This is a genomic window from Paraburkholderia sp. RL18-085-BIA-A, from assembly GCF_046027075.1.
Lineage (GTDB): Bacteria > Pseudomonadota > Gammaproteobacteria > Burkholderiales > Burkholderiaceae > Paraburkholderia.
In genome coordinates, this window is record NZ_JARESU010000001.1 from 35,125 (window position 1) to 58,897 (window position 23,773).

General features: G+C 63.8%; 22 protein-coding genes. 3 read left to right on the forward strand and 19 right to left on the reverse strand.

Features of this window, described 5'->3' with window-relative positions:
* Window positions 1-205 precede the first annotated feature (205 nt).
* Window positions 206-967, reverse strand: a complete 762-nt coding sequence (locus P0D89_RS00165; RefSeq protein ID WP_408356829.1) for a hypothetical protein — start codon at window positions 965-967, stop codon at window positions 206-208.
* Window positions 968-973: 6 nt separating this feature from the next.
* Window positions 974-2,434 carry an IMP dehydrogenase gene (gene guaB, locus P0D89_RS00170; RefSeq protein ID WP_408356831.1) on the reverse strand — a complete coding sequence of 487 codons (1,461 nt, stop codon included), beginning with the start codon at window positions 2,432-2,434 and terminating at the stop codon, window positions 974-976.
* A gap of 400 nt (window positions 2,435-2,834) precedes the next feature.
* Here guaB and P0D89_RS00175 point away from each other — a divergent pair, with 400 nt between their 5' ends.
* Entirely contained in the window at window positions 2,835-3,812 is a 978-nt protein-coding gene (locus P0D89_RS00175; protein ID WP_408356833.1) for a DMT family transporter, read from the forward strand.
* A gap of 250 nt (window positions 3,813-4,062) precedes the next feature.
* Here P0D89_RS00175 and P0D89_RS00180 read toward each other — a convergent pair whose 3' ends face one another.
* Both P0D89_RS00180 and P0D89_RS00185 read right to left on the reverse strand, forming a co-directional pair.
* Window positions 4,063-4,395, reverse strand: a complete 333-nt coding sequence (locus P0D89_RS00180) for an RnfH family protein (protein WP_408356835.1) — start codon at window positions 4,393-4,395, stop codon at window positions 4,063-4,065.
* Entirely contained in the window at window positions 4,392-4,829 is a 438-nt protein-coding gene (locus P0D89_RS00185; RefSeq protein WP_128592344.1) for a type II toxin-antitoxin system RatA family toxin, read from the reverse strand. Before P0D89_RS00185 ends, P0D89_RS00180 begins: the two co-directional genes overlap by 4 nt.
* 100 nt (window positions 4,830-4,929) lie before the next feature.
* Here P0D89_RS00185 and smpB point away from each other — a divergent pair, with 100 nt between their 5' ends.
* Window positions 4,930-5,376, forward strand: coding sequence for an SsrA-binding protein SmpB (smpB, locus tag P0D89_RS00190; protein WP_408356837.1), 447 nt, complete (start codon window positions 4,930-4,932; stop codon window positions 5,374-5,376).
* Between the two features lie 152 nt (window positions 5,377-5,528).
* Here the strand turns inward: smpB and P0D89_RS00195 are convergent, their stop codons facing one another.
* From P0D89_RS00195 to ppsA, 3 genes are all read right to left on the reverse strand, one after another.
* Window positions 5,529-6,461: an SPFH domain-containing protein gene (locus P0D89_RS00195; protein WP_408356839.1), complete on the reverse strand. Its 933-nt coding sequence runs from the start codon at window positions 6,459-6,461 to the stop codon at window positions 5,529-5,531.
* A gap of 76 nt (window positions 6,462-6,537) precedes the next feature.
* Window positions 6,538-6,993, reverse strand: coding sequence for an NfeD family protein (locus tag P0D89_RS00200; RefSeq protein WP_408356841.1), 456 nt, complete (start codon window positions 6,991-6,993; stop codon window positions 6,538-6,540).
* Between the two features lie 154 nt (window positions 6,994-7,147).
* Window positions 7,148-9,556 carry a phosphoenolpyruvate synthase gene (gene ppsA / locus P0D89_RS00205; protein ID WP_408356843.1) on the reverse strand — a complete coding sequence of 803 codons (2,409 nt, stop codon included), beginning with the start codon at window positions 9,554-9,556 and terminating at the stop codon, window positions 7,148-7,150.
* Between the two features lie 537 nt (window positions 9,557-10,093).
* On the opposite strand from ppsA, the gene ppsR reads away from it, so the two are divergent.
* Window positions 10,094-10,909, forward strand: a complete 816-nt coding sequence (ppsR, locus tag P0D89_RS00210) for a posphoenolpyruvate synthetase regulatory kinase/phosphorylase PpsR (protein WP_408356845.1) — start codon at window positions 10,094-10,096, stop codon at window positions 10,907-10,909.
* A gap of 123 nt (window positions 10,910-11,032) precedes the next feature.
* Here the strand turns inward: ppsR and P0D89_RS00215 are convergent, their stop codons facing one another.
* The 12 genes from P0D89_RS00215 to uppS form a co-directional block, all read right to left on the reverse strand.
* Window positions 11,033-11,818 (reverse strand): TrmH family RNA methyltransferase, encoded by a 786-nt coding sequence (locus P0D89_RS00215; RefSeq protein ID WP_408375982.1) that lies wholly within the window; start codon window positions 11,816-11,818, stop codon window positions 11,033-11,035.
* A gap of 73 nt (window positions 11,819-11,891) precedes the next feature.
* Window positions 11,892-12,653, reverse strand: coding sequence for a ribonuclease HII (rnhB, locus tag P0D89_RS00220; protein ID WP_408356849.1), 762 nt, complete (start codon window positions 12,651-12,653; stop codon window positions 11,892-11,894).
* The gene (gene lpxB / locus P0D89_RS00225) at window positions 12,650-13,819 is read right to left on the reverse strand and encodes a lipid-A-disaccharide synthase (protein WP_408356851.1); all 1,170 of its coding nucleotides are present in this window, start codon (window positions 13,817-13,819) and stop codon (window positions 12,650-12,652) included. The genes rnhB and lpxB overlap by 4 nt, the downstream gene beginning before the upstream one ends.
* Before the next feature lie 3 nt (window positions 13,820-13,822).
* Window positions 13,823-14,611, reverse strand: coding sequence for an acyl-ACP--UDP-N-acetylglucosamine O-acyltransferase (gene lpxA / locus P0D89_RS00230; RefSeq protein WP_408356853.1), 789 nt, complete (start codon window positions 14,609-14,611; stop codon window positions 13,823-13,825).
* A 109-nt stretch (window positions 14,612-14,720) separates the two neighbouring features.
* A complete protein-coding gene (gene fabZ, locus P0D89_RS00235) occupies window positions 14,721-15,185 on the reverse strand; it encodes a 3-hydroxyacyl-ACP dehydratase FabZ (protein ID WP_012433437.1) in 465 nt (154 codons plus the stop codon).
* Window positions 15,186-15,369: 184 nt separating this feature from the next.
* The gene (gene lpxD, locus P0D89_RS00240; RefSeq protein WP_408356855.1) at window positions 15,370-16,506 is read right to left on the reverse strand and encodes a UDP-3-O-(3-hydroxymyristoyl)glucosamine N-acyltransferase; all 1,137 of its coding nucleotides are present in this window, start codon (window positions 16,504-16,506) and stop codon (window positions 15,370-15,372) included.
* 96 nt (window positions 16,507-16,602) lie between these two features.
* Entirely contained in the window at window positions 16,603-17,124 is a 522-nt protein-coding gene (locus P0D89_RS00245) for an OmpH/Skp family outer membrane protein (RefSeq protein ID WP_188130690.1), read from the reverse strand.
* A 46-nt stretch (window positions 17,125-17,170) separates the two neighbouring features.
* On the reverse strand, window positions 17,171-19,474 hold the full coding sequence (gene bamA, locus P0D89_RS00250) for an outer membrane protein assembly factor BamA (RefSeq protein ID WP_408356857.1): 2,304 nt from the start codon (window positions 19,472-19,474) through the stop codon (window positions 17,171-17,173).
* Between the two features lie 67 nt (window positions 19,475-19,541).
* A complete protein-coding gene (rseP, locus tag P0D89_RS00255) occupies window positions 19,542-20,936 on the reverse strand; it encodes an RIP metalloprotease RseP (protein WP_408356859.1) in 1,395 nt (464 codons plus the stop codon).
* Between the two features lie 7 nt (window positions 20,937-20,943).
* On the reverse strand, window positions 20,944-22,149 hold the full coding sequence (locus tag P0D89_RS00260) for a 1-deoxy-D-xylulose-5-phosphate reductoisomerase (RefSeq protein ID WP_408356861.1): 1,206 nt from the start codon (window positions 22,147-22,149) through the stop codon (window positions 20,944-20,946).
* 10 nt (window positions 22,150-22,159) lie between these two features.
* Window positions 22,160-22,981 (reverse strand): phosphatidate cytidylyltransferase, encoded by an 822-nt coding sequence (locus P0D89_RS00265; RefSeq protein WP_408356863.1) that lies wholly within the window; start codon window positions 22,979-22,981, stop codon window positions 22,160-22,162.
* Entirely contained in the window at window positions 22,975-23,757 is a 783-nt protein-coding gene (gene uppS / locus P0D89_RS00270; protein WP_408356865.1) for a polyprenyl diphosphate synthase, read from the reverse strand. The genes P0D89_RS00265 and uppS overlap by 7 nt, the downstream gene beginning before the upstream one ends.
* Window positions 23,758-23,773: the final 16 nt, after the last annotated feature.

A 23,773-nucleotide genomic window follows, 5' to 3' on the forward strand; every position in this document is an offset into this window, starting at 1 on the left:
AAAAGTGAGCGTATACGGAATGCCGCGCACAGAGCGCGGCGTTGAATGCAAAGCGGTCCACGTGGGAACGATCGAGCATGAAACGATGAAGCGTACTGGCGCGTCCCAGGCCGCAGCCACCTGCCTGCGGTGCGGGCGAACGAAAGCGCGAACGACGGCGCAAACGAAATCCGGTAGCTTCGGCGGACGGCCTGGCGCGAGCGCCTCAGCCATGAGCCGGAGGCCGGGGCGCGCCTGGCGCGTCGGCGGCGGCGTTGCGGGCCTCGTCGCGGGCAGCTGCGGACGCTGCCCGGGCAGCGCGTTCGGACTCCGTCAGGCCGGCTTCGTCAGCCGCCGGATGCACCGGACGACCCGGCACCGCCGATGCGGGGTTCACTGGACCAGCAGGATTGACAGGCCGGGTAACCGGCACGACAGGTTCGACCACCGGCTCGGCGCGATAGGCCGGAAAGCCCGCTGTAACGCGCGGCTCCTGCGCGGCTTCACGCTCCAGCTCACGCCGCTTGGCGGCCTCCTGGTCAGCCCGCTTTTCAGCCCGGCTGGCAGAGGACTTGACCACGATCCCCTTCTCACGCCGCCGCACCGCGCCAGACAAACGCACCCCGCCGAGACCGATCAGCACCAGCACTACAGCGGTCAGCACCGCGACGATCTGCCCGAAACCGGTCAGCGCCGGAGTATGCAGACCGAGCAGCCAGACCAGCATCAGCACGCCGGTCAGCCAGTTCACATGACCGATGACCTTGGCGACCTTCGACGTCAGCGCCCCGTCGAACGACGCGTGCAAGGCCAGCCACGCAAGCCCGATCAGCGCCACGCCAAACCCCTGCGCGACCAGAGCCGGCTGGGTCTGCACCAACTGCAGCGCGTCGTACAACGAAGTCCAGGGCGTCAGCAGGAACAACAGGCCGAACGCAAGCAACAACAAGGCATCGAGGATGAGTACAACGCGCAGCAGTGGCTTCATTGGCGTTTAGTCCACGTGGTAGTTGGGCGCTTCCTTGGTGATTTGCACATCATGCACATGCGACTCGCGCAGGCCCGCGCCGGTGATCTGCACGAATTCGGCTTTGTCGTTCATCTCGGCGATCGTGCGGCAGCCGCAGTAACCCATGCTGGCGCGCACGCCACCGATCAGCTGGAACAGGATCGCGTTGACCGAGCCCTTGTAGGCGACGCGGCCTTCGATACCTTCCGGCACCAGCTTGTCGATGTTCGCGGAGTTGTCCTGGAAGTAGCGGTCCGCCGCGCCGTCCTTCATCGCGCCGACCGAACCCATGCCGCGGTACGACTTGTACTGACGTCCCTGATACAGGAACACGTCGCCCGGCGATTCTTCGGTGCCGGCGAACATGCTGCCCATCATCACGGCGTTCGCGCCCGCTGCCAGCGCCTTGCTGACGTCGCCCGAGAAGCGCACGCCGCCGTCGGCGATCACCGGCACGCCGGTACCCTTCAGCGCTTCGGACACGTTGGAGATTGCGGTGACCTGCGGCACGCCCACGCCAGCGACGATCCGCGTCGTGCAGATCGAGCCCGGGCCGATACCGACCTTCACGCCGTCCGCGCCGTATTCGACGAGCGCCTTCGCGGCCGCCGCGGTGGCGATGTTGCCGCCGATCACTTCGACGTGCGGGAAGTTCTGCTTGACCCACTTGACGCGCTCGAGCACGCCCTTGCTGTGGCCGTGCGCGGTGTCGACGACGATCACGTCGACGCCCGCCTGCACCAGCAGTTCCACGCGTTCTTCGTTGTCCGCGCCGACGCCGACCGCGGCGCCCGCGCGCAGCTTGCCGTGTTCGTCTTTACAGGCGTCCGGGTGTTCGGTTTGCTTGGTGATGTCCTTGACGGTCATCAGGCCGCGCAGTTCGAATGCGTCGTTGATGACCAGCACGCGCTCGAGGCGGTGACTGTGCATCAGCGCCTTCGCTTCGGCGAGCGGCGTGCCTTCCTTGACGGTGACGAGGCGCTCGCGCGGCGTCATGATCGCGCGCACCGGCTCATCCAGACGCTCTTCGAAGCGCAGGTCGCGGTTCGTGACGATGCCGATCAGTTGCGCGCCCTCAACGACCGGAAAGCCCGAAATGCCATGCTGCTGCGACAGTGCGATCACGTCGCGCACTTTCATCTGTGGTGGCACCGTGATCGGATCGCGCACCACGCCCGACTCGAAACGCTTGACCTTGGCGACTTCACGGGCCTGCTCGGCCGGCGTGAGGTTCTTGTGGATGATGCCCACGCCACCCATTTGCGCCATCGCGATCGCGAGGCGTGCTTCGGTGACGGTGTCCATCGCGGCGGACACGAGCGGCATATTCAGGGAAATGTTGCGGGTCAGCCGGGTCTTGAGGCTGGTGTCGCGCGGCAGAACATCGGAGAAGGCCGGGACGAGGAGCACGTCATCGAACGTGAGTGCTGTTTGGATCAGACGCATGGCAAATCCTATAGGCGCAAAAGCGAATTATACGCGATACCTCCCCGGTTTTCACTGCGCGAACAGCAGCTTAGCGAATTTCGGGCGATTTTTTCGCGGCTTCGGGCCGGCCGATTTCGCTTGGCTGTTCGCGTCGGGTTCGATCGGGTTTCGTTTGCGCGATCAGGGGCAATCGGGCGGTGGCAGCGTCCGACCGTTCGCCTTTCAGGCCTTTCAGGCCGACACATGGAGCGGCGGCCGCGTCACGCGACCGTCGCCATGGGCCTGCGGCACGACGGAAAGCACGGAGCAGCACCGACGAAACCGCGCAAAACCCGCCCGAATGCAGAATCGAACAAGACACGCTGCCCGCCGACCGGCTATTCTCCGGGCCATTCGAGTTTTTTTGCAGGGGCAGTCGATGCAGCGCGGTGTGGCATATGGAGTGATGGCCGGGGCCTTATGGGGCATGGTATTTCTGGTGCCGCGCGTGCTGCCCGACTTTTCGCCGCTGCTGCTGAGCGCCGGCCGCTACACGATGTACGGCATCGTGTCGCTGGCCGCCGCGCTGCCGATGGCACGCTCGCTCGTCAAACGCCTGACCCGCGAGGATCTCGGCGCGCTCGTCAAGCTGGCGCTGGCCGGCAATCTCATCTATTACCTGCTGCTGACGGCGGCCGTCCATCTGATCGGCATTGCGCCGGCGTCGCTGATCGTCGGCGTGCTGCCGGTCACGGTGACGCTGCTCGGCCGGCGCGATCATGGCGCGGTGCCGCTCGCCCGCCTCGCGTGGCCGCTCGCGGTGGTGATGGCGGGCATCGTGTGCATCAACATCGACGTGTTCACCGTGGCCGGCAGTACGCCGGTGAGCGTCGCCACCAAGCTGCTCGGGGTCGCCTGCGCGGTCGGCGCGCTGGTCTGCTGGACGTGGTTCGCGGTCGAAAATGCACGCTACCTGCAGCGTCAGACCCATTTCAGCGGCAACGAGTGGTCCGTGCTGTGGGGCGTGGTGACGGGTGCGCTCGGCGCGGCGCTGTGGCTCGTGATCGCGGCGCTGCCGTCAGGCGGCCCGCAAGGCGAGCTTGCCGACACGCGCTGGCACACGTTCTGGATGCTGAACCTCGGTCTCGCGATCGGTGCGTCGTGGCTCGGCAACGGACTGTGGAATGCGGCATCGAAACGGCTGCCGCTGACGCTGTCCGGCCAGATGATCGTGTTCGAGACGCTCTTCGCTCTGCTCTACGCGTTCATCTACGACCAGCGCCTGCCGCGTCCGCTGGAACTGGCGGCGATCCTGCTGTTGGTGGCCGGAGTATGCTGGTCGGTGCGCCAGCATGCGGACGATGATTCGGCGGAAGTCGGGCGTATCAAGGAAAATGCGCAGGCTTCGGCGCCTTGAGATGGAGTGCGGGAAGGCGCGCGACGTCGCGGTGTCGTCGCGCTCCGTGACCGGCAAGGCACGGCTTTCGGCACATCGACGGGATGACGCGAAGTGCGGCCAGCGCGGCCAGCGCGGCGTTCGCAGACCTCCTTCATGCCGCGCTCGACCATCACTGAATCAACGCGGCCAGCGGCCCGGTTCACAACGGTTTTCGCAAGCGAGGCGCCTCTTTAGCTCCTAGCCACGTTACTCGCTTCGGGCCGCCCGCCTACCGCGAATCCCGATTCTGCCACCGGCGCCCTTCTATCGACCCCGCCTTGCGGGTCTTCTCCACGCGGCGTTGACGCGACAGCTTCGGATCCACCAGCAGCGGCCGGTAAATCTCGACGCGGTCGTGGTCGGCCAGCACCGCGTCGAGCGGCTTGAGCTTGCCGAACACGCCCACCTTCTGCGTGCTCAGATCGATCCGCGGATAACGCTGCAGAATACCGCTCGCGTCGAGCGCCTGTTGCAGCGTGGCGCCTTCGGGCAATTCCACGGCAATCAGCGTCTGCCCTTCAGGCGACGCGTAGCAGACTTCGATCGACAGGCGCGCGCTCATGCCTTACCGTAACGCTGATCGGCGCGCTTCACGAAAGATTCGACGAAAGTATTGGCAATGTGATTGAACACCGGCCCAATGATCTTTTCGAGGATGATGTTGGTGAATTCGTAGTGCAGTGCGAATTCGATCTTGCAGGCATCCGCGCGCAACGGCGTGAACCGCCAGAAGCCGGTGAACTTGCGAAACGGGCCGTCCGCGAATTCCATGTCGATGCGCGTGGGACGCTCCATGCTGTTACGCGTGGCGAAATGCTGCTTGATGCCCTTGAAATTGATGTCGATCTTCGCCTCCATGCTGGTGTCGTCCCGGTGACGGATTTCGACTCCCCCGCACCAAGGCAGGAAGTTGGGGTAATCGGCGACGTCGGTGACGAGGTCGAACATCTGTTCCGCCGAATGGCGGATCAACACGGTTTTCTGGACATCTGCCATAAATTGAACAGCACGTGGCAACGGTGGACAAGCGCCGCGGGCTTTCCTTGCCCCGCTTTGCTAAAATCGTGATTTTAAACGAGTTGGGCACTTTCCATTCATGAGCATCATCGACAACAGAAAAGCCTTCTACGACTACTCGGTCGAAGAACGCTACGAAGCAGGACTCGTGCTCGAAGGATGGGAGGTCAAGGCGCTGCGCGCCGGGCGCGGCCAGATCAAGGAAGGTTACGTGGTGATCCGCGATAACGAACTGTTCCTGATCGGCACGCACATCAGCCCGCTGCCCGAAGCTTCGACCCATATCCACCCGGACCCGGTGCGCACGCGCAAGCTGCTTCTGCATGCCGAAGAGATCAGCAAACTGATCGGCAAGGTCGAGCAGCGCGGTTACACGCTCGTGCCCCTGAACTTCCACTACAAGGGCGGCCGCGTCAAATGCGAGATCGGACTCGCCAAGGGCAAGAAGCTGCACGACAAACGCGAGACCGAGAAGAAGCGTGATTGGGAGCGTGAGAAAGCGCGTTTGATGCGCTCGCCGACCTGATCGACGACACCGCCGTCGTTGGCGACGGACAACGGGCGCAATTGCAGCGCCCTGCCCCATCACCACAGCGCTACAGCCGCACATGAAAAATGGCCCGCACACTCTGCCGGCCATCTGGTTTTTGCAGCGGGCGAATGTGCCTACCGCAGCGCCTACCGCACCTCGGCCGCACCCTTGCCCTTGCTCACGATCGTCAGCGCCGATGCGATCATCGAGCTCATATCCGCCAGGTTGCCCGGCACGATCAGCGTGGTGCCCTGCTTCGCCAGATTGCTGAACGCGTTCACGTATTGTTCGGCCACCTTCAGATTAACCGCCTCCATGCCGCCGTTCGACTGGATGGCCGCCGCGATCTTCTGGATTGCCTGCGAGTTGGCTTCGGCCACCGCGAGAATCGCCGACGCCTGCCCCTGCGCCTGATTGATCGCCGCCTGCCGCTCGCCTTCGGACTTCTGGATCGCCGCTTCGCGGCCACCCGACGCGATATTGATCTGCTCCTGCTTGCGACCTTCGGACGCGGCGATCAGCGCGCGCTTCTCGCGCTCGGCGGTGATCTGCGCCTGCATCGCGTGCAGGATCTCCTTCGGCGGCGTCAGGTCCTTGATCTCGTAGCGCAACACTTTCACGCCCCAGTTCGCCGCCGCTTCGTCGAGCGACGAAACGATGCTGTGATTGATGAAATCGCGCTCCTCGAAGGTCTTGTCGAGTTCCAGCTTGCCGATCACCGAGCGCAGCGTGGTTTGCGACAACTGCGTGATCGCGAACACGAAGTTGCTCGACCCGTACGACGCCTTCATCGGATCGGTGACCTGAAAGTACAGCACGCCGTCCACCTGCAACTGCGTGTTGTCGCGCGTGATGCAGACCTGGCTCGGCACTTCGAGCGGAATTTCCTTGAGGATGTGCTTGTACGCGATCCGGTCGACGAACGGAAACGCGAAGCTCAAGCCCGGCGTCAGCGTACTGTGATAGCGGCCGAGGCGCTCCAGCACCCACGCATGCTGCTGTGGCACGATCTTGATGGTCTGCGACGCCAGCACGATCACGACGATCAGCAGCACTGCCCCGACGATGGTTGAATCCATACTTGCCCTCCGGTCCCTGGTTCGAATAGTTGTGCGTATTGACGCCCAGCACAAACGAAAGCGCAAGCGCGTGCGCTCAGGCCGCGCTCGCGTTGGCTTTCGCCTGCCGGCTCGCCACGACGACGAGACAACTGCCGCGCAGCTCCGTGATTTCGTAGAGCTGCGCGTCTTCGGGCTCGCCCGCCGCCAGTTCGACGTCCCATGCCGCGCCACGGTAACTGACGCGCGCCCGGCGCTCGTGCCACGCCGGCACGGTCAGCGTCTGACCGATGTCCAGATTGACGTCCGGATTGCGCGAGGCCCGCTCGCGCTTGCGGCGCCCAAAGCGCGAACGCCTGAGCAGCAGGACCGCCGCCAGCGCCACGACCGCGGCCACCGCGAACTGCACGTCGGCAGCGGCGCCGGCCACGTGCGCAAGCGCGGCCGCGACACAGCCCAACGCGATCATCAACAGATAGAAGGTGCCGCTGATCATCTCCAGCACGACCAGCACGCCCGCCCCGATCCACCAGAACAATCCACCTGGCGCCACGTCGACCTCCACAAAGCAAAACACCCCGGATCTACCGGGGTGTTTATAGCACGAAGCGAGTACGTTTTAACGCGCGATGCGGGGCGCTTCAACACGCCTTTGACACCGCACCTCGCGTCATGCATGCCGCCTGGAAAGCGGCATGCCGCACGCTTTACCTGTTGTTCGCCGACTTCGCCAGTTGCTGCCACGTGTCGATGATCGTATCCGGGTTCAGCGAGATCGACGCAATGCCTTCGTCCGTCAGCCATTGCGCGAAGTCCGGATGATCCGACGGGCCCTGCCCGCAGATACCGACGTACTTGTTCAGGCGCAGGCAGGTTTCGATCGCGCGCTTGAGCAAGAACTTGACCGCCGGATCGCGTTCGTCGAAATCGACAGCCAGCAGTTCCATGCCGGAGTCGCGGTCGAGGCCCAGCGTGAGCTGCGTCAGGTCGTTCGAACCGATCGAGAAGCCGTCGAAGAATTGCAGGAACTCTTCGGCGAGAATCGCGTTCGACGGCACTTCACACATCATGATCAGGCGCAGGCCCTTTTCGCCACGCTTGAGGCCGAACTTCTCCAGCAGTCCGACCACGCGCTCCGCCTGCTTCAGCGTGCGCACGAACGGCACCATGATCTCGACGTTGTCGAGGCCCATCTCTTCACGCACCTTCTTCAGCGCGATGCATTCCATCTGGAACGCTTCGGCGAAGTCTTCGGCGATGTAGCGCGATGCGCCGCGGAAACCCAGCATCGGGTTTTCCTCGTCCGGCTCGTAACGCGAACCGCCGATCAGCTTCTTGTATTCGTTCGACTTGAAGTCCGACAGACGCACGATCACGGGCTTCGGATAGAACGCCGCGGCGATCGTCGCGATGCCTTCGGTCAGCTTGTCGACGTAGAACGCGCGCGGCGATGCGTGACCGCGAGCGACGCTTTCCACTGCCTTCTTCAGGTCCTGATCGATGTTCGGGTACTCGAGAATCGCCTTCGGGTGCACGCCGATATTGTTGTTGATGATGAATTCGAGCCGCGCCAGACCCACGCCTGCATTCGGCAGTTGCGAGAAGTCGAAGGCCAGTTGCGGGTTGCCGACGTTCATCATGATCTTCACCGAAATCGGTGGCAGTTCGCCGCGCTGCACTTCGGTGATCTCGGTTTCGAGCAGGCCGTCGTAGATCCTGCCTTCGTCGCCTTCCGCGCACGACACGGTCACGAGCGCGCCGTCCTTCAGCAGGTCGGTTGCGTCGCCGCACCCGACCACCGCCGGCACGCCCAGCTCACGCGCAATGATCGCCGCGTGACAGGTGCGCCCGCCACGGTTCGTGACGATCGCCGACGCGCGCTTCATCACCGGCTCCCAGTTCGGGTCGGTCATGTCGGCGACCAGCACGTCGCCCGGCTGCACACGGTCCATTTCCGACGGATCGTGGATCACGCGCACCGGACCCGCGCCGATCTTCTGACCGATTGCGCGGCCCGTGGTCAGAACGCTTGATTGGCCCTTCAGCTTGAATCGCTGCTCGGCCTTGCCCGACGCCTGGCTCTTCACCGTTTCCGGACGCGCCTGCAGAATGAATATCTTGCCGTCACGGCCGTCCTTGCCCCACTCGATGTCCATCGGACGCTGGTAGTGCTTTTCGATGATGACCGCGTACTTCGCCAGTTCGATCACGTCTTCGTCGGTGATCGAGAAGCGGTTACGCTGCTCGTGCGGCACGTCGACGGTCTTCACGCGACCCTGCTCGCCGGCCTTGGTGAATTCCATCTTGATCAGCTTCGAGCCGATCGAGCGGCGGATGATCGGGTATTTGCCCTGTGCGAGCGTGGTCTTGAAGACGTAGAACTCGTCCGGATTCACCGCGCCTTGCACGACGGTTTCGCCCAGGCCGTAGCTCGACGTGATGAAAACCGCGTCCTTGAAGCCCGATTCGGTGTCCAGCGTGAACATCACGCCTGCCGCGCCGACGTCCGAGCGCACCATGCGCTGCACGCCCGCCGACAACGCGACTTCAGCGTGAGTGAAGCCCTTGTGGACGCGATAGGAGATAGCGCGATCGTTATACAGCGACGCGAACACGTGCTTCATGCGATCGAGCACGTCGTCGATGCCGACCACGTTCAGGTAACTTTCCTGTTGACCCGCGAACGACGCGTCCGGCAGGTCTTCCGCGGTTGCCGACGAGCGCACGGCAAACGACAGCTCTTCAGGCGAGCTGTTCTGGAGCGTGTCGAAACCCGCGCGGATGTCGGCCTCGAGCTGCGGCTGCAGCGGCGCGTCGACGATCCATTGACGGATTTCCTTGCCCGCTTCGGCGAGCGCCTTCACGTCGTCGACGTCGAGCGTTTCGAGGCGTTTGGCGATGCGGTCAGTCAGATTGTTGTGATGCAGGAAGTCACGGAAAGCCAGCGCCGTGGTGGCGAAGCCGGTCGGCACCCGCACGCCGGCTTCAGCGAGCTGACTGATCATCTCGCCAAGCGACGCGTTCTTGCCGCCGACAATCTCCACATCGGTCATCCGCAACTGCTCGAACGGAACTACATACGCCTTGTCCTTTGCGACGGTAACTGCGTTAGTCATACAAGCCCCTAAGTGTGAAAGAAATTCACGGCTGTGCAAGTGGGCTTGAACACGGGACGCCCATTGGAAGCGTGACCCCGTGTCTTGCACAACCTGTTGGAGAAGCAATCGCTGGAAAGACCAGCTGCGGCCACGGCGGCGTGCGCGCCAGAAATGCGACGAAGGAAGCGAATGGCCGGATTTACCGGCCGATCCACCCCAATCACCGCTAGTTACCAGCCGAAAGCGTCGCGTTCAGCGACCGTTCGCGGCAAGTTAGACGCCAATCGCCCGCAATTGCTTATCCAACAGGTTGCCGCTATTCTACCGTGCCGACTCCCTAAATGTGGCAGTCGGACGAGAATTGCGCCTCGAATCGCGCCCGGCACAGGCCGACGGACTTTTTGCGAGGCTCCGCCGCCCTCCGGGCGCGGTTGTGGCGCCCACGGCGCGCTGCATCGACGACACTGCCCGCACCGGTTAGCCACCGGGCAGCGAACTCACCGCAGCGATGTTTGATTCGAGCGCTTTTTGCCGCTCACGTTCCCAGCTCCACCGATGCCGCCCACCGTATTCATCGTCTCCGACGGTACCGGGATCACTGCCGAAACCTTCGCGCATTCGATCCTCTCCCAGTTCGACCAGAAATTCCGCCTGGTTCGCGTGCCCTTCGTCGACTCGACGGAAAAGGCTTACGCGACGCTCGAAAAAATCAACGAAGCAATACAGCAGGACGGCCGCCGTCCGATCGTGTTCACCACGCTGGTGGACAGCGCATCGAATCAGATCGTGAAAGGCTCGAACGCTTTGGTGCTGGACATGTTCCAGACCTTCGTCGAGCCGCTCGAACAGGAATTGGAGCTGAAGTCGAGCCACGCGATGGGCCGCGGCCACCAGAATGCGGACACCGAGGAATACAAGAACCGGATCGAGGCGATCAATTTCTCGCTGGCTCACGACGACGGTCAATCGAACCGCAATCTCGCCGACGCCGACGTGATTCTGGTCGGCGTGTCGCGCAGCGGCAAGACGCCGACGAGCCTGTATCTGGCGATGCAGTACGGCGTGAAAGCGGCCAACTATCCACTCATTCCGGAAGACTTCGAGCGCGGCAAGCTGCCCACGCCGCTGCTTGCGCATCGGCAGAAGATGTTCGGCTTGTCGATTGATCCGCAACGCCTGTCGGAGATTCGTAACGAGCGGCGTCCGGGCAGCAAGTATGCGGCGCCGGAAAACTGCCGCTACGAGATCAACGAAGCCGAGACGATGATGCGGCGTGAAGGGATCAAGTGGCTGTCGTCGACGCACAAGTCGATCGAGGAGATCGCGACGACGATTCTGCAGGAGATCAGGCTGGACCGGCCAGCGTATTGAGCGCGGCCTGAACGGAGATTAGCGCGAGGCCGCGCCGGCAAAGCTGCGAAGCATTCTGGCTTTTTTCACGAGCAGCCCCGAGTAACGATTCGCGGCGCGCAGTGCGCGCCGCGCTCACAACCGTCACGCGCGCCCGCGTTGCTGACGGCACTGTTCGAACACGCAAACGGCGGCCGCGGCCGCCACATTCAGCGACTCCATGCCGCCAGGCTGCGGAATCGTCACCCGCAACGAGACCGCGTCGCGCCAGATCTGCGAGACGCCCGCTCCTTCGTTGCCGAACACCCACGCGAGCGGTCCGCTCAGATCGCAATCGTAGATCGCCTCGGCGCCGTGCGAATCCGTAATGACAACAGGCACCGCGAGGCGCTCAATCAGCGCGAGCGCTTCGACATCCTCATGAATCTGCAACAGGAAGTGCGCGCCCATGCCCGAGCGCAACACTTTCGACGACCACGCGTACGCCGTGCCCGGCGCGCAGAACACCTGCTGGATGCCGGCGGCGGCCGCGCTGCGCAGGATCGAACCGACATTGCCCGCATCCTGCACACCGTCGAGCACGAGGCAGGTCTGCGCGACTCTCGCGGGCAGTGGCATGTCGAGTTTTTCGACCAGCAACAGAATGCCGACCCCATGCACGACGTTCGACAACTGGCCGAACAGCGCGTCCGGCAACGTCACGATGCGATGATCTTCGAGGCGCGCCACGATCGCTTGCGCTTCGTCGTGCCGCAATGCACCGTCGGTGACGATGCACATTTCCGGCTGACCCGCGACATCGAGATACGCGCCCGCGAGATGAAACCCTTCGAGCAACGCGTGGCCGCTGCGACGCTGTTGATGCGTCGACCCGGCCAATGCCTTCAGGCGCTTGTAGAGCGGATTGTCCCGCGAGGTGATGGCTTTCACAGGCAGCGAAGACGGTGAGAATGAGGAAAAGAATGAGCGACGCGTGAGACCGCTCGCGGCGCTCGGGTGATGTTCAGGTGCCGCTGTATTCGCCGAACGCGTCTTCGTCGGGGATCGTGTCTGCGAGCGTGCCGGGCATGACGATCATGTCAACGGCCGGCAGCGGCGCGCCTGTGCCGAAGCGCAGATGCGCTTCGCGCACCGGCGCGAACGAGCGCCGATGATGTTCGCAAGGTCCATGCTCGCGCAGCGCCGCCAGATGCTGCGGAGTGCCGTAGCCGGCATGGGCGTTGAAGCCATACACCGGATAGCTCTGATGCAACTCGAGCAGCATCCGGTCGCGCGTGACTTTGGCCAGGATCGACGCCGCTGAAATGCTCTTGACGAGCGCGTCGCCGCCGATCACCGCTTCGCTGCGGATGCTCAGCGTCGGACAGCGATTGCCGTCGATCTTCACCAGTGTGGGCACGACCGACAGGCCTTCGACGGCGCGCTTCATCGCCAGCATGGTGGCGTGCAGGATGTTCAGCGAATCGATTTCCTCGACCGTGGCCGACGCGATGCAATAGGCGAGCGCCCGGTCGACGATCTTGTCGTACAGCTCATCGCGCTTTTTCGCGGTAAGCACTTTCGAATCGTCGAGCCCGCGGATCATTGGCCTCGCCGGGTCGAAAATCACCGCTGCCGCGACGACCGGACCTGCCAGCGGCCCGCGCCCTGCTTCGTCGACGCCGCAGACGATGTCGTCCGCCGTCTCGAAGTTCAGGCCGGCCTGCCGCATCGCCGCTCCAGCGACGGTAGCGGTCTTGCGGCGGGTTGCGCGTGCCGTGGTCACGGCCGCGCCGTCCGCTTTTCGATGACGCTCGCCACGACTTCCGCCGCACGCTGCGCGGTGTTCTGCTTCAGCACGTGATGCATCTCCGTGAAGATTTCCGTCAGCGTGCGCCGGTTGGCCTCGTCGCGCAACTGTTTCAGCGTGGCTTCGGCGAGCGCCTGCGGCGTGGCGAAGTGCTGCAGGATCTCCGGCACCACGAAACGCCCCGCCAGAATGTTCGGCAGGCCGACATACGGCAGATAGCCCTGGCGGCGCATGATCTGGCCGGTCAGCCAGGGCACCTTGTACGAAATGACCATCGGCTTTTTCAGCAGCGCGGCTTCGAGCGTGACGGTGCCGCTCTTTACGAGGATCGCGTCGGCGGCGGTCATCGCAAGCTGCGCCTGGCCGTTCGTGATGGTCAGCGCGAGCCCCGGATGCGCCTCGACCAGCGGCCGCAGCATCTCGCGCAAGGCCGGCGTGGCCGCCGGCATCACGAAGCGCAGAGCGGGCTCCTGGTGCTGCATCATTTCCATCGCGGCGAAAAAAGTCGGACCGATCAGGTCGATTTCCGAGCGCCGGCTGCCCGGCAGCACCGCGATGATCGGACCCTCTTGCACGAGGCCGAGCGCACGGCGCGCGCCGAGCGTGTCGGGCACGAGCGGGATTTCGTCGGCGAGCGGATGCCCCACGTACGATGCCGCTACGCCCGCCTTTTCCAGCAGCGCCGTTTCGAACGGGAACACGCACAGCATGTGATCGACCGCTTTGGCGATCTTCTTGATGCGTCCGCCGCGCCACGCCCAGATGGACGGACAGACGAAGTGAATGGTCGGAATACCCGCGTCGCGCAGTGCGTGCTCGAGCCCGAAGTTGAAATCGGGCGCATCCACGCCGACGAACACGGACGGCGGCTCGGCCAGCAGCTGGCGCTTCAGCTCGTTGCGAATACCGAGAATCTCGGGGATGTGCCGCAGCGCTTCGACATAGCCGCGCACCGTCAGCTTCTCCATCGGCCAGTGGGCGTCGAAACCCGTGGCGATCATGCGCGGGCCGCCGATCCCGTAGTACTGGGTGGCGTCCGGCAAACGGCTCGCGAGACCGTCGAGCAGCGACGCCGCCAGCAGGTCGCCGGACGGCTCGCCGGCCACCATCGCGACGCGCAGCGGACTGGGTTGCAATGCCATCGGTTAGCGGATGATGCCGCGTTGCGACGCTTCGACGAACGCGAGCAGCGTGTGCACCGGCGCATCGCCGTCGCCGCCGGCCGACGCGAGTTCGCGCAGCTGCACCTTCGCTTCTTCCAGCGACAGGCCGTTCTTGTACAGCACGCGATAGGCCGCGCGCAGCGCCGAAATCGCATCCGGCGAGAAGCCGCGGCGGCGCAAGCCTTCGACGTTGATGCCGTGCGGCTCGGCCTTGTTGCCGGCGGCGATCACGAACGGCGGGACGTCCTGCACTAGCGCCGACGCGCCCCCCAGCATCGAATGCGCGCCGATGCGCACGAACTGATGCACGCCCGACATGCCGCCGATGATCGCGTGGTCGCCGATCGTCACGTGGCCGGCCATCTGCGCATTGCTCGACAGAATCACGTTGTTGCCGACGTGGCAGTCATGCCCGATGTGCACATACGCCATGATCCAGTTGTCGTCGCCGAGCGTGGTGACGCCCGCGTCCTGCACCGTGCCGGTGTGGATCGTGGTGAACTCGCGGATCGTGTTGCGGTTGCCGATCACGAGCCGGGTCGGCTCGTCTTTGTACTTCATGTCCTGCGGACGGCCGCCGACCGATGCGTAGTGGCCGATGCGGTTGTCTTCGCCGAGCGTGGTGTACCCTTCGACCACGCTGTGCGAACCGACGGTGCTGCGCGCGCCGATCGTCACGTGTGCGCCGATCACCGCGTACGGTCCGATTTCAACGGATTCGTCGAGCTGTGCGCCCGGTTCGACGATCGCAGTGGGATGAATCCTGCTCATGCGTCCTCGCTTCTGATTCTGTTGCGTTGTCTGGATGGGCTTCCGGCAGGGCCGGCCGCGCTCGTGTCGAGCCGCTGACCGCCCGGACGCCGGCCGCCTTGACGCTGACTTAAGCGTCTTTGTCCGTGTGCCGGACCGCGCACATCAGGTCGGCTTCCGCCGCCACGACGCCATCCACTTCGGCGCGCGCCTTGAACTTCCAGATGCCGCGCATATGACGCTCGAACGTGCAGTTCAGGATCAGTTGGTCGCCCGGTTCGACCACCCGCTTAAAGCGCGCATTGTCGATACCGACGAACAGGTACAGCGTATTCGACGGATCGCTCGGCTCTTCCGAAAATGTCAGCAGGGCTGCGGTTTGCGCGAGCGCTTCGAGAATCAGCACGCCGGGCATCACCGGACGGGTCGGAAAATGCCCCTGGAAATACGGCTCGTTGATCGACACGTTCTTCAACGCTTTGATGCACTTGTGCGGCTCGAGTTCGAGCACCCGGTCGACCAGCAGGATCGGGTAACGATGCGGCAGCAGCGTGAGAATCTTGTGAATGTCGAGATTGATTTTTTCGGTGCTCATGGTGTTTCTGCTCACGCATTGACTGCGCGGTGATGACTGCGGATGCTGGTGCAGGTGGGTTGAAAACGCGTGCTGCCGGCGCCCGCCATGATCCGGCGGCCGTGCCACCCGGTCACGGCAACCGTCTTTGCTTCGTCATGCTTGCCCGCTATTTTACGCGGTGCTTGCAGCTCGCCCCCAGATATCAAGCCTGGTCGCCTGCGGAATTGCTTGTTGTGTCGGCTGCTGAACTGCCCGCTACACGGGTCGCGGCATTGCCCGAAGTGTCCGCGGCGGCGTTTTCGAGCGCCCTGATACGATCGCGAAGCTTGTCGATGTTGCGCAGCAACGCCGCGCTTTTGTTCCAGTCCGCATGGTTCACGGCCGGGAACGCGCTCGTGTACATGCCGGGCTTCAACAGCGACTTCGACACGCCCGACTTCGCGGTGACGATCACATAATCGGCCAGCGTGACGTGCCCGGCAATCCCGACCGCGCCGCCGATCATGCAATGACGGCCGATGGTCGTGCTGCCCGCGATGCCCGCGCAACCGGCGATCACAGTGTATGCGCCGACTTTGCAGTTATGGCCGATCTGCACGAGATTATCGATCTTCACGCACTCTTCGATGATCGTGTCGGCCATCGCGCCGCGATCGATCGTGGTGTTCGCACCGATTTCGACGTCCGCGGCGATCGACACGCCGCCGACCTGCGGGATCTTCACCCAGCTGCCGGTGCGCGCATCGCCCTCGCCGACGAAGTCCGGCGCGAAGCCGAAACCGTCCGAGCCGATCACCGCGCCTGCGTGCACGATCACGCGCTCGCCGAGCTTGCAGCCGTGGTACACCGCGACGTTCGGATACAGATGCGAGTTCGCGCCGATGCGCGTGCCGCGCCCGATCACGACATTGGCGTCGAGCCGCACGTGTTCGCCGATCACCGCGCCCGCTTCCACCGTGACGTGCGGACCGATCACTGCGCTCGCGGCGATCTGCGCGGACGGATCGATGGTGGCGCTCGGATGCACGCCCGGCATCGCCTTGGGTGCCGCGAGGTCGATGAAGGTTTGCGCGACGCGCGCGAAGTAAGCGTAAGGGTTCGGCGTGACGATGAAGTTACGACCTTCGCGCGAAGCCAGCTTCGCGAGGTCGCCGGCGTTGATCAACACCGCGCCCGCGCGGGTCGTTTCGACCTGCGACAGATACTTCGGATTGGCGAGGAACGCCAGTTGGTCCGGGCCTGCCTGGTCGAGCGGCGCCAGACTGCCGACGTGCTGCGAACCGTTTCCGACTACCGTACCGCCGAACCGCTGGACGATGTCCTCGAGCGTAAATGCCATGCCTATCCTGTCTCCTGCTGTTCAGTCCAACCTGTCATTGCGGCCCCGCGCCGCCGGGTGATGCCGGGTGCCGGTATGAGGCCCGGCGCGCGCGGCTCAGTTACCCGACGCCGCCAGCGCCTTGAGCACCTGGTCGGTGATATCGATGCGCGGGCTCACGTACACCGCTTCCTGCACGATCAGATCGTAGTGCTGCGCCTCGGCGATCTGCTTGATGACCTTGTTGGCGCGGTCGAGCACCGCCGCCAGTTCTTCGTTGCGGCGCTGATTCAGATCTTCGCGGAACTCGCGCTGCTTGCGCTGGAAGTCCGTGTCCAGTTGCGACAGATCGCGCTGCTTCTGCGCGCGATCGGCCGGCGACATCGACGCGCCGTTCTTGTCGAGCGAATCGGACATCGACTTCAGCTTCTGCGCCATGTCGGCAAGATCTTTGTCACGCTTGGCGAATTCGGCCTCGAGCTTGACCTGGGCGGCTTTCGCCGCTGCCGATTCGCGCAGGATGCGGTCGGAATTCACCGCGGCGATTCTTGCTTCCTGCGCGTGCGCTACCCCGACGCCCAAGGTCATTGCCAGCGCCATTGCGCACGCTACACGTTTCGAAAACATACCGGTTAGCAAAGTCATCCTCTCGATACTGTAGTTTGGCGAGCCGCCTCTGCGGTGATCAGAACGCCGTCCCGATCTGGAACTGGAACTTCTGATACTGGTCGCCAGTGTGCTTCGTGAGCGGGAAGCCCAGGCTCAGCTTGAGCGGGCCGATCGGCGAGATCCACGCCAGACCGACACCATAACCGTAACGCAAGCCATTTGCGCCGATGCTGTTGCCTTCCGTGCCCCAGACGTTACCGGCGTCGAGGAAGGTGAACACCCGCAGCGTGCGGTCGTAGCCGGTGCCCGGCAGCGGGAACGTCAGCTCGATGTTGCCCACCAGCAGCTTCGAGCCGCCGATCGGGTCGTTGGTCTTCGCGTCACGCGGACCCAGCGAACTCGGCTCGTAGCCCCGCACCGAACCGATACCGCCCGCGTAGTAGTTCTTGAAAATCGGATAAGGCTTGCCGGCCAGGCCGTTACCGTAACCGCCCTGGAAGTTGAAGCCCAGCACGAACCCGCGCGCAAACGAATAATAGTACTGCGCGTTGATGTCGGCCTTGTAGTACTGCGTGCCGCCGATCGGCGTGCCGTATTCGGCGTTCGCCTGCGTGAAGTAACCGCGGCTCGGCACCAGTGCGCTGTCACGCGCATCGCGCGACCAGCCCACCGTGATCGGCACGTTGTTCGACACGCGGCCGAACTGGTTCACGTAGTCGATATAGCTTTGCGGTGTGTTCGAGTCGATGTCCAGCTGGTTCTGCTCGAGACCCACGCCGAAGTACACCGTGTCGACTTCCGAGAACGGAATGCCGAACTTCAGGTCGCCACCGATCGTGACGATCTTGAAGCTCGAATCCGTCGAGTAGAACAGCGGCTGATACGTGCGGTAGTAGACGTCGGTAATGCGCTTGATGCCGTCGACCGTGAAGTACGGATCGACTTGCGTGACCGTCAGCGTACGGTAGGTCTTCGCGGTGTTCACGTTCACCGCGAGACTCGTGCCCGAACCGAACACGTTGTCCTGCGACACGCCGGCGGACAGCACCACCTTGTCGGTCGACGAGAAGCCCGCTCCCAGCGTGATCGCGCCGGTCGGCTTTTCGGCCACCTTGACGTCCACGTCGACCTGGTCCGGCGTGCCTTCCACCGGCACCGTGGTCACGTCGACATCGGTGAAATAACCGAGACGGTTGATCCGGTCTTTCGACAGCGCGAGCCGGTTCGAGTCGAACCACGAGCTTTCCAGCTGGCGCATTTCACGGCGCACCACTTCGTCGCGCGTGCGCGTGTTGCCGACCACGTTGATGCGGCGCACGTACACGCGGCGGCTCGGGTCCACCTGCAGCGTCAGGTCGACCTTGTGGTTGGCCTGATCGATCTGCGGCTGCGCATTGACGGTCGCAAACGCGTAGCCGTATTCGCCGAGCTTGTCGACGATCGCCTTCGTGGTGGCTTGCAGCTTTTCAGCCGAGAAACGGTCACCCGGTTTGATCTTGATCAGCTTGGACAACTCCGCTTCGCGATCGAGCAGATTGCCGGCCAGCTTGATGGAGGAAATCGTGTACGGCTCGCCTTCATGCAGCGTGACCGTCAGATACATGTCCTTCTTGTCCGGCGTGATCGACACCTGGGTCGACTCGATGTTGAACTCGAGGTAGCCGCGATTCAGGTAATACGAGCGGACGTTTTCGAGGTCGCCGGTGAGCTTGTCTTTCGCGTACAGGTCGTTCTTCGTGTACCACGAGAACCAGTTCGGCGTGGACAGCTGCATTTCGTCGCGCAGCGTACCCGTGCTGAACGCCTTGTTGCCGATGAAGTTGATCTGGCGGATCTTCGCGCTCGGACCTTCGGCCACCGAGAACAGCACCGACACGCGGTTGCGGTCGATCGGCGTGATCGTGGTGGTGACTTCGGCGGCGTAGTAGCCGCGCGTCAGGTACTGGCGCTTGAGTTCCTGCTCGGCCTTGTCGACCAGCGCCTTGTCGTAGTACCGGCCTTGCGACAAGCCGACCGCGCGCAGCGCCTTGGTCAGGTTTTCCTTGTCGAACTCATGGATGCCGGAGAAGTCGATCGTGCCGATGGCCGGACGCTCCAGCACCTGCACGATGACGACATTGCCTTCGGTCGCGATCTTGACGTCGTTGAAGAAGCCGGTGGCGTAGAGCGCGCGAATCGCTTCGGACGCCTTGTCGTCGTTAAACGTGTCGCCTTGCTTGATGGGCAGGTACGCGAACACGGTACCCGGTTCGACGCGTTGCAATCCCTCAATGCGGATGTCTTGCACCACGAAGGGTGTCGTTGCGTGAGCAACCAGCCCATGCGCGGCGAATGCCGCGGCTATAACCGTCTTTGGAACAAAGCGATGAGGTTTAAACAACGTGCTTCCCCAGTGTGTATAGCTGCATCGGGTCAGACGGTCGCCATCGTGAACGCCGCCAGACACTTTAAAAATGGATTAAACGAGCCAGATCGTTGAACAGCGCAATCGCCGACAGTGCGACGATGCAGGCGAGACCCGCCCTCTGAAAAACGAGTTGCCAGCGATCGGAGACAACTTTACCGGTCACAGCTTCAACCAAATAATATAACAGATGACCCCCGTCCAATACCGGAATTGGTAGCAGGTTCAGTACGCCAAGGCTAATACTGACAAGGGCCAGGAACGAAAGGAATGCAGAAGGACCCAGACGTGCGCTCTTTCCTGCGTAGTCGGCGATCGTCACCGGACCGGACAGATTTTTCAGCGACGCCTCGCCGACGATCATCCTGCCGAACATGCGCACCGAGTACACCGCGAGATCCCACGTGCGATGCGCGCCGAGCCGCAAGCTTTCGACAGGCCCGTAACGGACTTCGATCGACGGCACCTGGGTCGCCAGTTCCGCGCCGATACGGCCGATCTGCTGACCGGTTGCACTATCTCGCTGCGACTGAGGAACGATGCTGATGTCTTCGAGCGCGCCCGTCGCGTGTCCGCCGCGGCCGCCACGCTCCACCTGCAGCGTCACGGGCACGCCGGCGTGCGATTTTACATAAGCGATGAACGCTGTGGCGTTATCAGCCGGCGTTCCGTTGATGGCGCGCAGACGATCGCCCGCGACGAGCCCCGCCTTCTGCGCCGCGCTGCCCGTTTGCACGCCGGCCACCGTCAGCTTGCCGCCGCCCGGCTCGAAACCGAGCCGCGACATGAAGTCGTCGTCGACATCTTTCTCGCTGATGCCGCGCAGATCGATCGGGAAATCGGAGATGCCGTGCGCGTCTTTCGCGCTCAGCACGAGGTGCTTACGATCGAATGCCGCGCCCAGCAGCTTCCAGCGCAGGTCCGACCACGAGCGCACCGATTCGGATTCGTCGGCGTGGCCGCTGCGCACCGCGACGATGGTTTCACCGCCTTCGAAGCCGGCCACCGCCGCCGGTGTATTCGGCGCGGGCGTCGCGATCACGGCCGCCGGTTCCGTCACGCCTGTGGCGAACACCAGCGCGAACAGCACGATCGCCAACAGGAAGTTCGCCACCGGGCCCGCCGCGACGATCGCGAAGCGCCGCCACACGGATTGCCGGTTGAACGCATGCGGCAACGCGTCGGCCGGAATCGGGGCGGTGCCGGTTTCGCGCTCGTCGAGCATCTTCACGTAGCCGCCGAGCGGCAGCGCGGCGATGATCCATTCGGTGCCCGTCTTTGGGCTCACCCACTGGAACAGCGGCTTGCCGAAGCCGATCGAAAAGCGCAGCACCTTGACGCCGCACAGACGCGCGACGCTGTAGTGCCCGTATTCGTGAACCACCACGAGTACGCCAATCGCGACCGCGAAGGCAAGCAGTTCGATCAGCAGGTTCATAAGCGCCTCACTGGACGGCGCGTTCCGTGCGACGGGCGCCGTCCGGCAGACGCGCGATAAATTCGGCAGCGGCGCGACGCGCGGTGGCGTCCGCTTCGATCACGTCTTCGAGCGCGTGCGCGCTGCGATTGGACAAAGCGTTGAGCACCGAGTCGACCACCTGCGCGATGGTCATGAAACCGATCCGGCGCGCGAGGAATGCTTCAACCGCGATTTCATTCGCGGCGTTCAGCGCCGCGCTCGCGACGCCACCTTCGGCTAGTGCTTTCATCGCCAGCGCAAGGCACGGGAAGCGCGTGTAATCCGGCTTTTCGAACGACAGCGACGCGATCTCCGCGAGATCGAGTTGCGCGACGCCCGAGTCCACGCGCTCCGGAAACGCCAGCGCGTGAGCGATCGGCGTACGCATGTCGGGGTTGCCGAGTTGCGCGAGCACCGAGCCGTCCGCGTACGACACCAGCGAATGAATCACGCTTTGCGGGTGGATCAGCACGTCGATGCGCTCGCCCGGCAAGCCGAACAGCCAGTGCGCCTCGATCACCTCGAGTCCCTTGTTCATCATCGTCGCGGAGTCGACCGAAATCTTGCGGCCCATCACCCAGTTCGGATGCTTGCAGGCTTCGTCCGGCGTGACGTCGACCAGCGTGGCCGGTTCGCGGGTGCGGAACGGGCCGCCCGAAGCGGTCAGAATGATCTTGGAGACGCCGCCGTGCAGCGCAGCTTCACGCGGGAGGCACTGGAAAATCGCATTGTGTTCGCTGTCGACCGGCAGCAGCACGGCGCCGTGGTCGCGCACCGCGTTCATGAAGATCGCGCCGGACATCACCAGCGCTTCCTTGTTGGCGAGCAGGATGCGTTTGCCGGCGCGCGCGGCCGCGAGACTCGGTGCGAGGCCGGCCGCGCCGACGATCGCCGCCACCACCGTATCGCAACCGTCACTCTCCGACACGTCGACGAGCGCTTGCGGCCCGTACGTGACCTCGGTCCTGGAACCCGCTTCGCGAAGTTTCGCCGCGACGCGCGCGGCCGTATCGGCGTCACCGACCACTGCGACTTCGGGCTTGAAGCGCAGGCATTGCTCGACGAGCTTGTCGCCGTTGCGATGCGCGGAGAGCGCATAAACCGAAAAACGCTCGGGATGACGCGCGACGACGTCGAGCGTGCTGTCTCCAATCGAGCCCGTGGAACCGAGCAATGTCAGACGTTTTTGCATATCTCTTTCTCTAGCCGAGCAGCAGCATGGCAAGCGGCAGCACCGGCAATAAGGCGTCGATGCGGTCGAGCACGCCGCCGTGCCCCGGCAACAGGCCGCTTGAATCCTTCACAGCGGCCTGGCGTTTCAACATCGATTCGAACAGGTCGCCCACCACGCTGAATACCACCAGCAAGGTCAGTGCGAGCAGTGTGCGCACGGCGCCCCATTGCGCCAGCAGCGCAGAATACAGGGTCGGCTCGAACGCGTGCAAAAAGACCGCCGCCGCCGCGACGATCATCACTACCAGCCAGCCGCCGATCGCGCCCTCCCAAGTCTTGCCCGGACTGATGGCAGGCGCCAGCTTATGTTTTCCGAATGCTTTTCCGGAGAAGTATGCGCCGATATCGGCCAGCCATACCAATAGCAGCAGCGACAGCACGAAGGGCACACCCTGTATGCGCGCGGCGACGAGAGCATGCCAGCAGGCGACGAATACCACAATCCCGGCAATGGACAGAAAGATGCGCCAGGCACCCTGCGCGAGCGTGGGCTTGCGCAGCAGCACGAACGGACCGGCGATCACCCAGAAAATGGCCGCCGCCTTGAAGAGCGAACGTGCCTCCGCGACTCCGGTGCCGAGCCGGGTGCTCGCGACCAGCGCGACCGCGGCCACCAGCGCGTAGATCACCGGAGCTGCGCCGCCCAGCTTGAGCAGGCGCGCCCACTCCCACGCGGCGAACACGACGACGAACGCGATCAGCGCGCCGAACGCGCCCACCGGCGCGAACAGCGTGACCGGCAGGAACACTGCCAGCAGGATGATCGCCGTGATGACACGGGTTTTTAGCATGGAAGCGAATCGACGTTTTGCGATTGTGGCTCGAGCTGAGCACTGGTGCGGCCGAAGCGGCGTTCGCGCTCCGCGTACGAAGCGATGGCGTGGCCGAGCGCGTCGGCATCGAAATCCGGCCAGAACGTGTCGGTGAAGTAGAACTCGGTGTACGCGAGCTGCCACAGCAGGAAGTTGCTGACGCGGCGCTCGCCGCCGGTGCGGATGAACAGGTCCGGCTCCGGCGCATATGCCATGGACAGGTGCTCGGCGAACGAATCCTCGTTGACCTCGACCGCCTTGCCCGCCAGCGCCGACTGCTCGGCGAGCTTGCGCGTGGCCTGCATGATGTCCCAGCGCCCGCCGTAATTCGCGGCGATGGTCAACGTGAGACGGGTGTTGCGCGCGGTCTTGGTTTCCGCGCGCTTGATCAGGTCGCGGATGCGCGTGTCGAAGCGGTCCAGATCGCCCACCACCCGCAAACGGATGCCGTTCGCGTGCAGTTTGCCGATCTCGCGCTCGAGCGCGGTGACGAACAGGCGCATCAGGAACGACACTTCGTCGTTCGGGCGGCGCCAGTTTTCCGAGCTGAAGGCGAACAGCGTCAGGTATTCGACGCCCTGCCGCGCGCACGCCTCGACGGCCGCCCGCACCGCGTCGACGCCGCGCGTATGGCCCGCCACGCGCGGCAAGCGCCGCTGGGTGGCCCAACGGCCGTTGCCATCCATGATGATCGCGATATGTCGCGGCACCGCGGCGACATCAGGCACGCGCACGGTTGAGCTGGTATAGGTCATGGCCGTCGGGACAGTG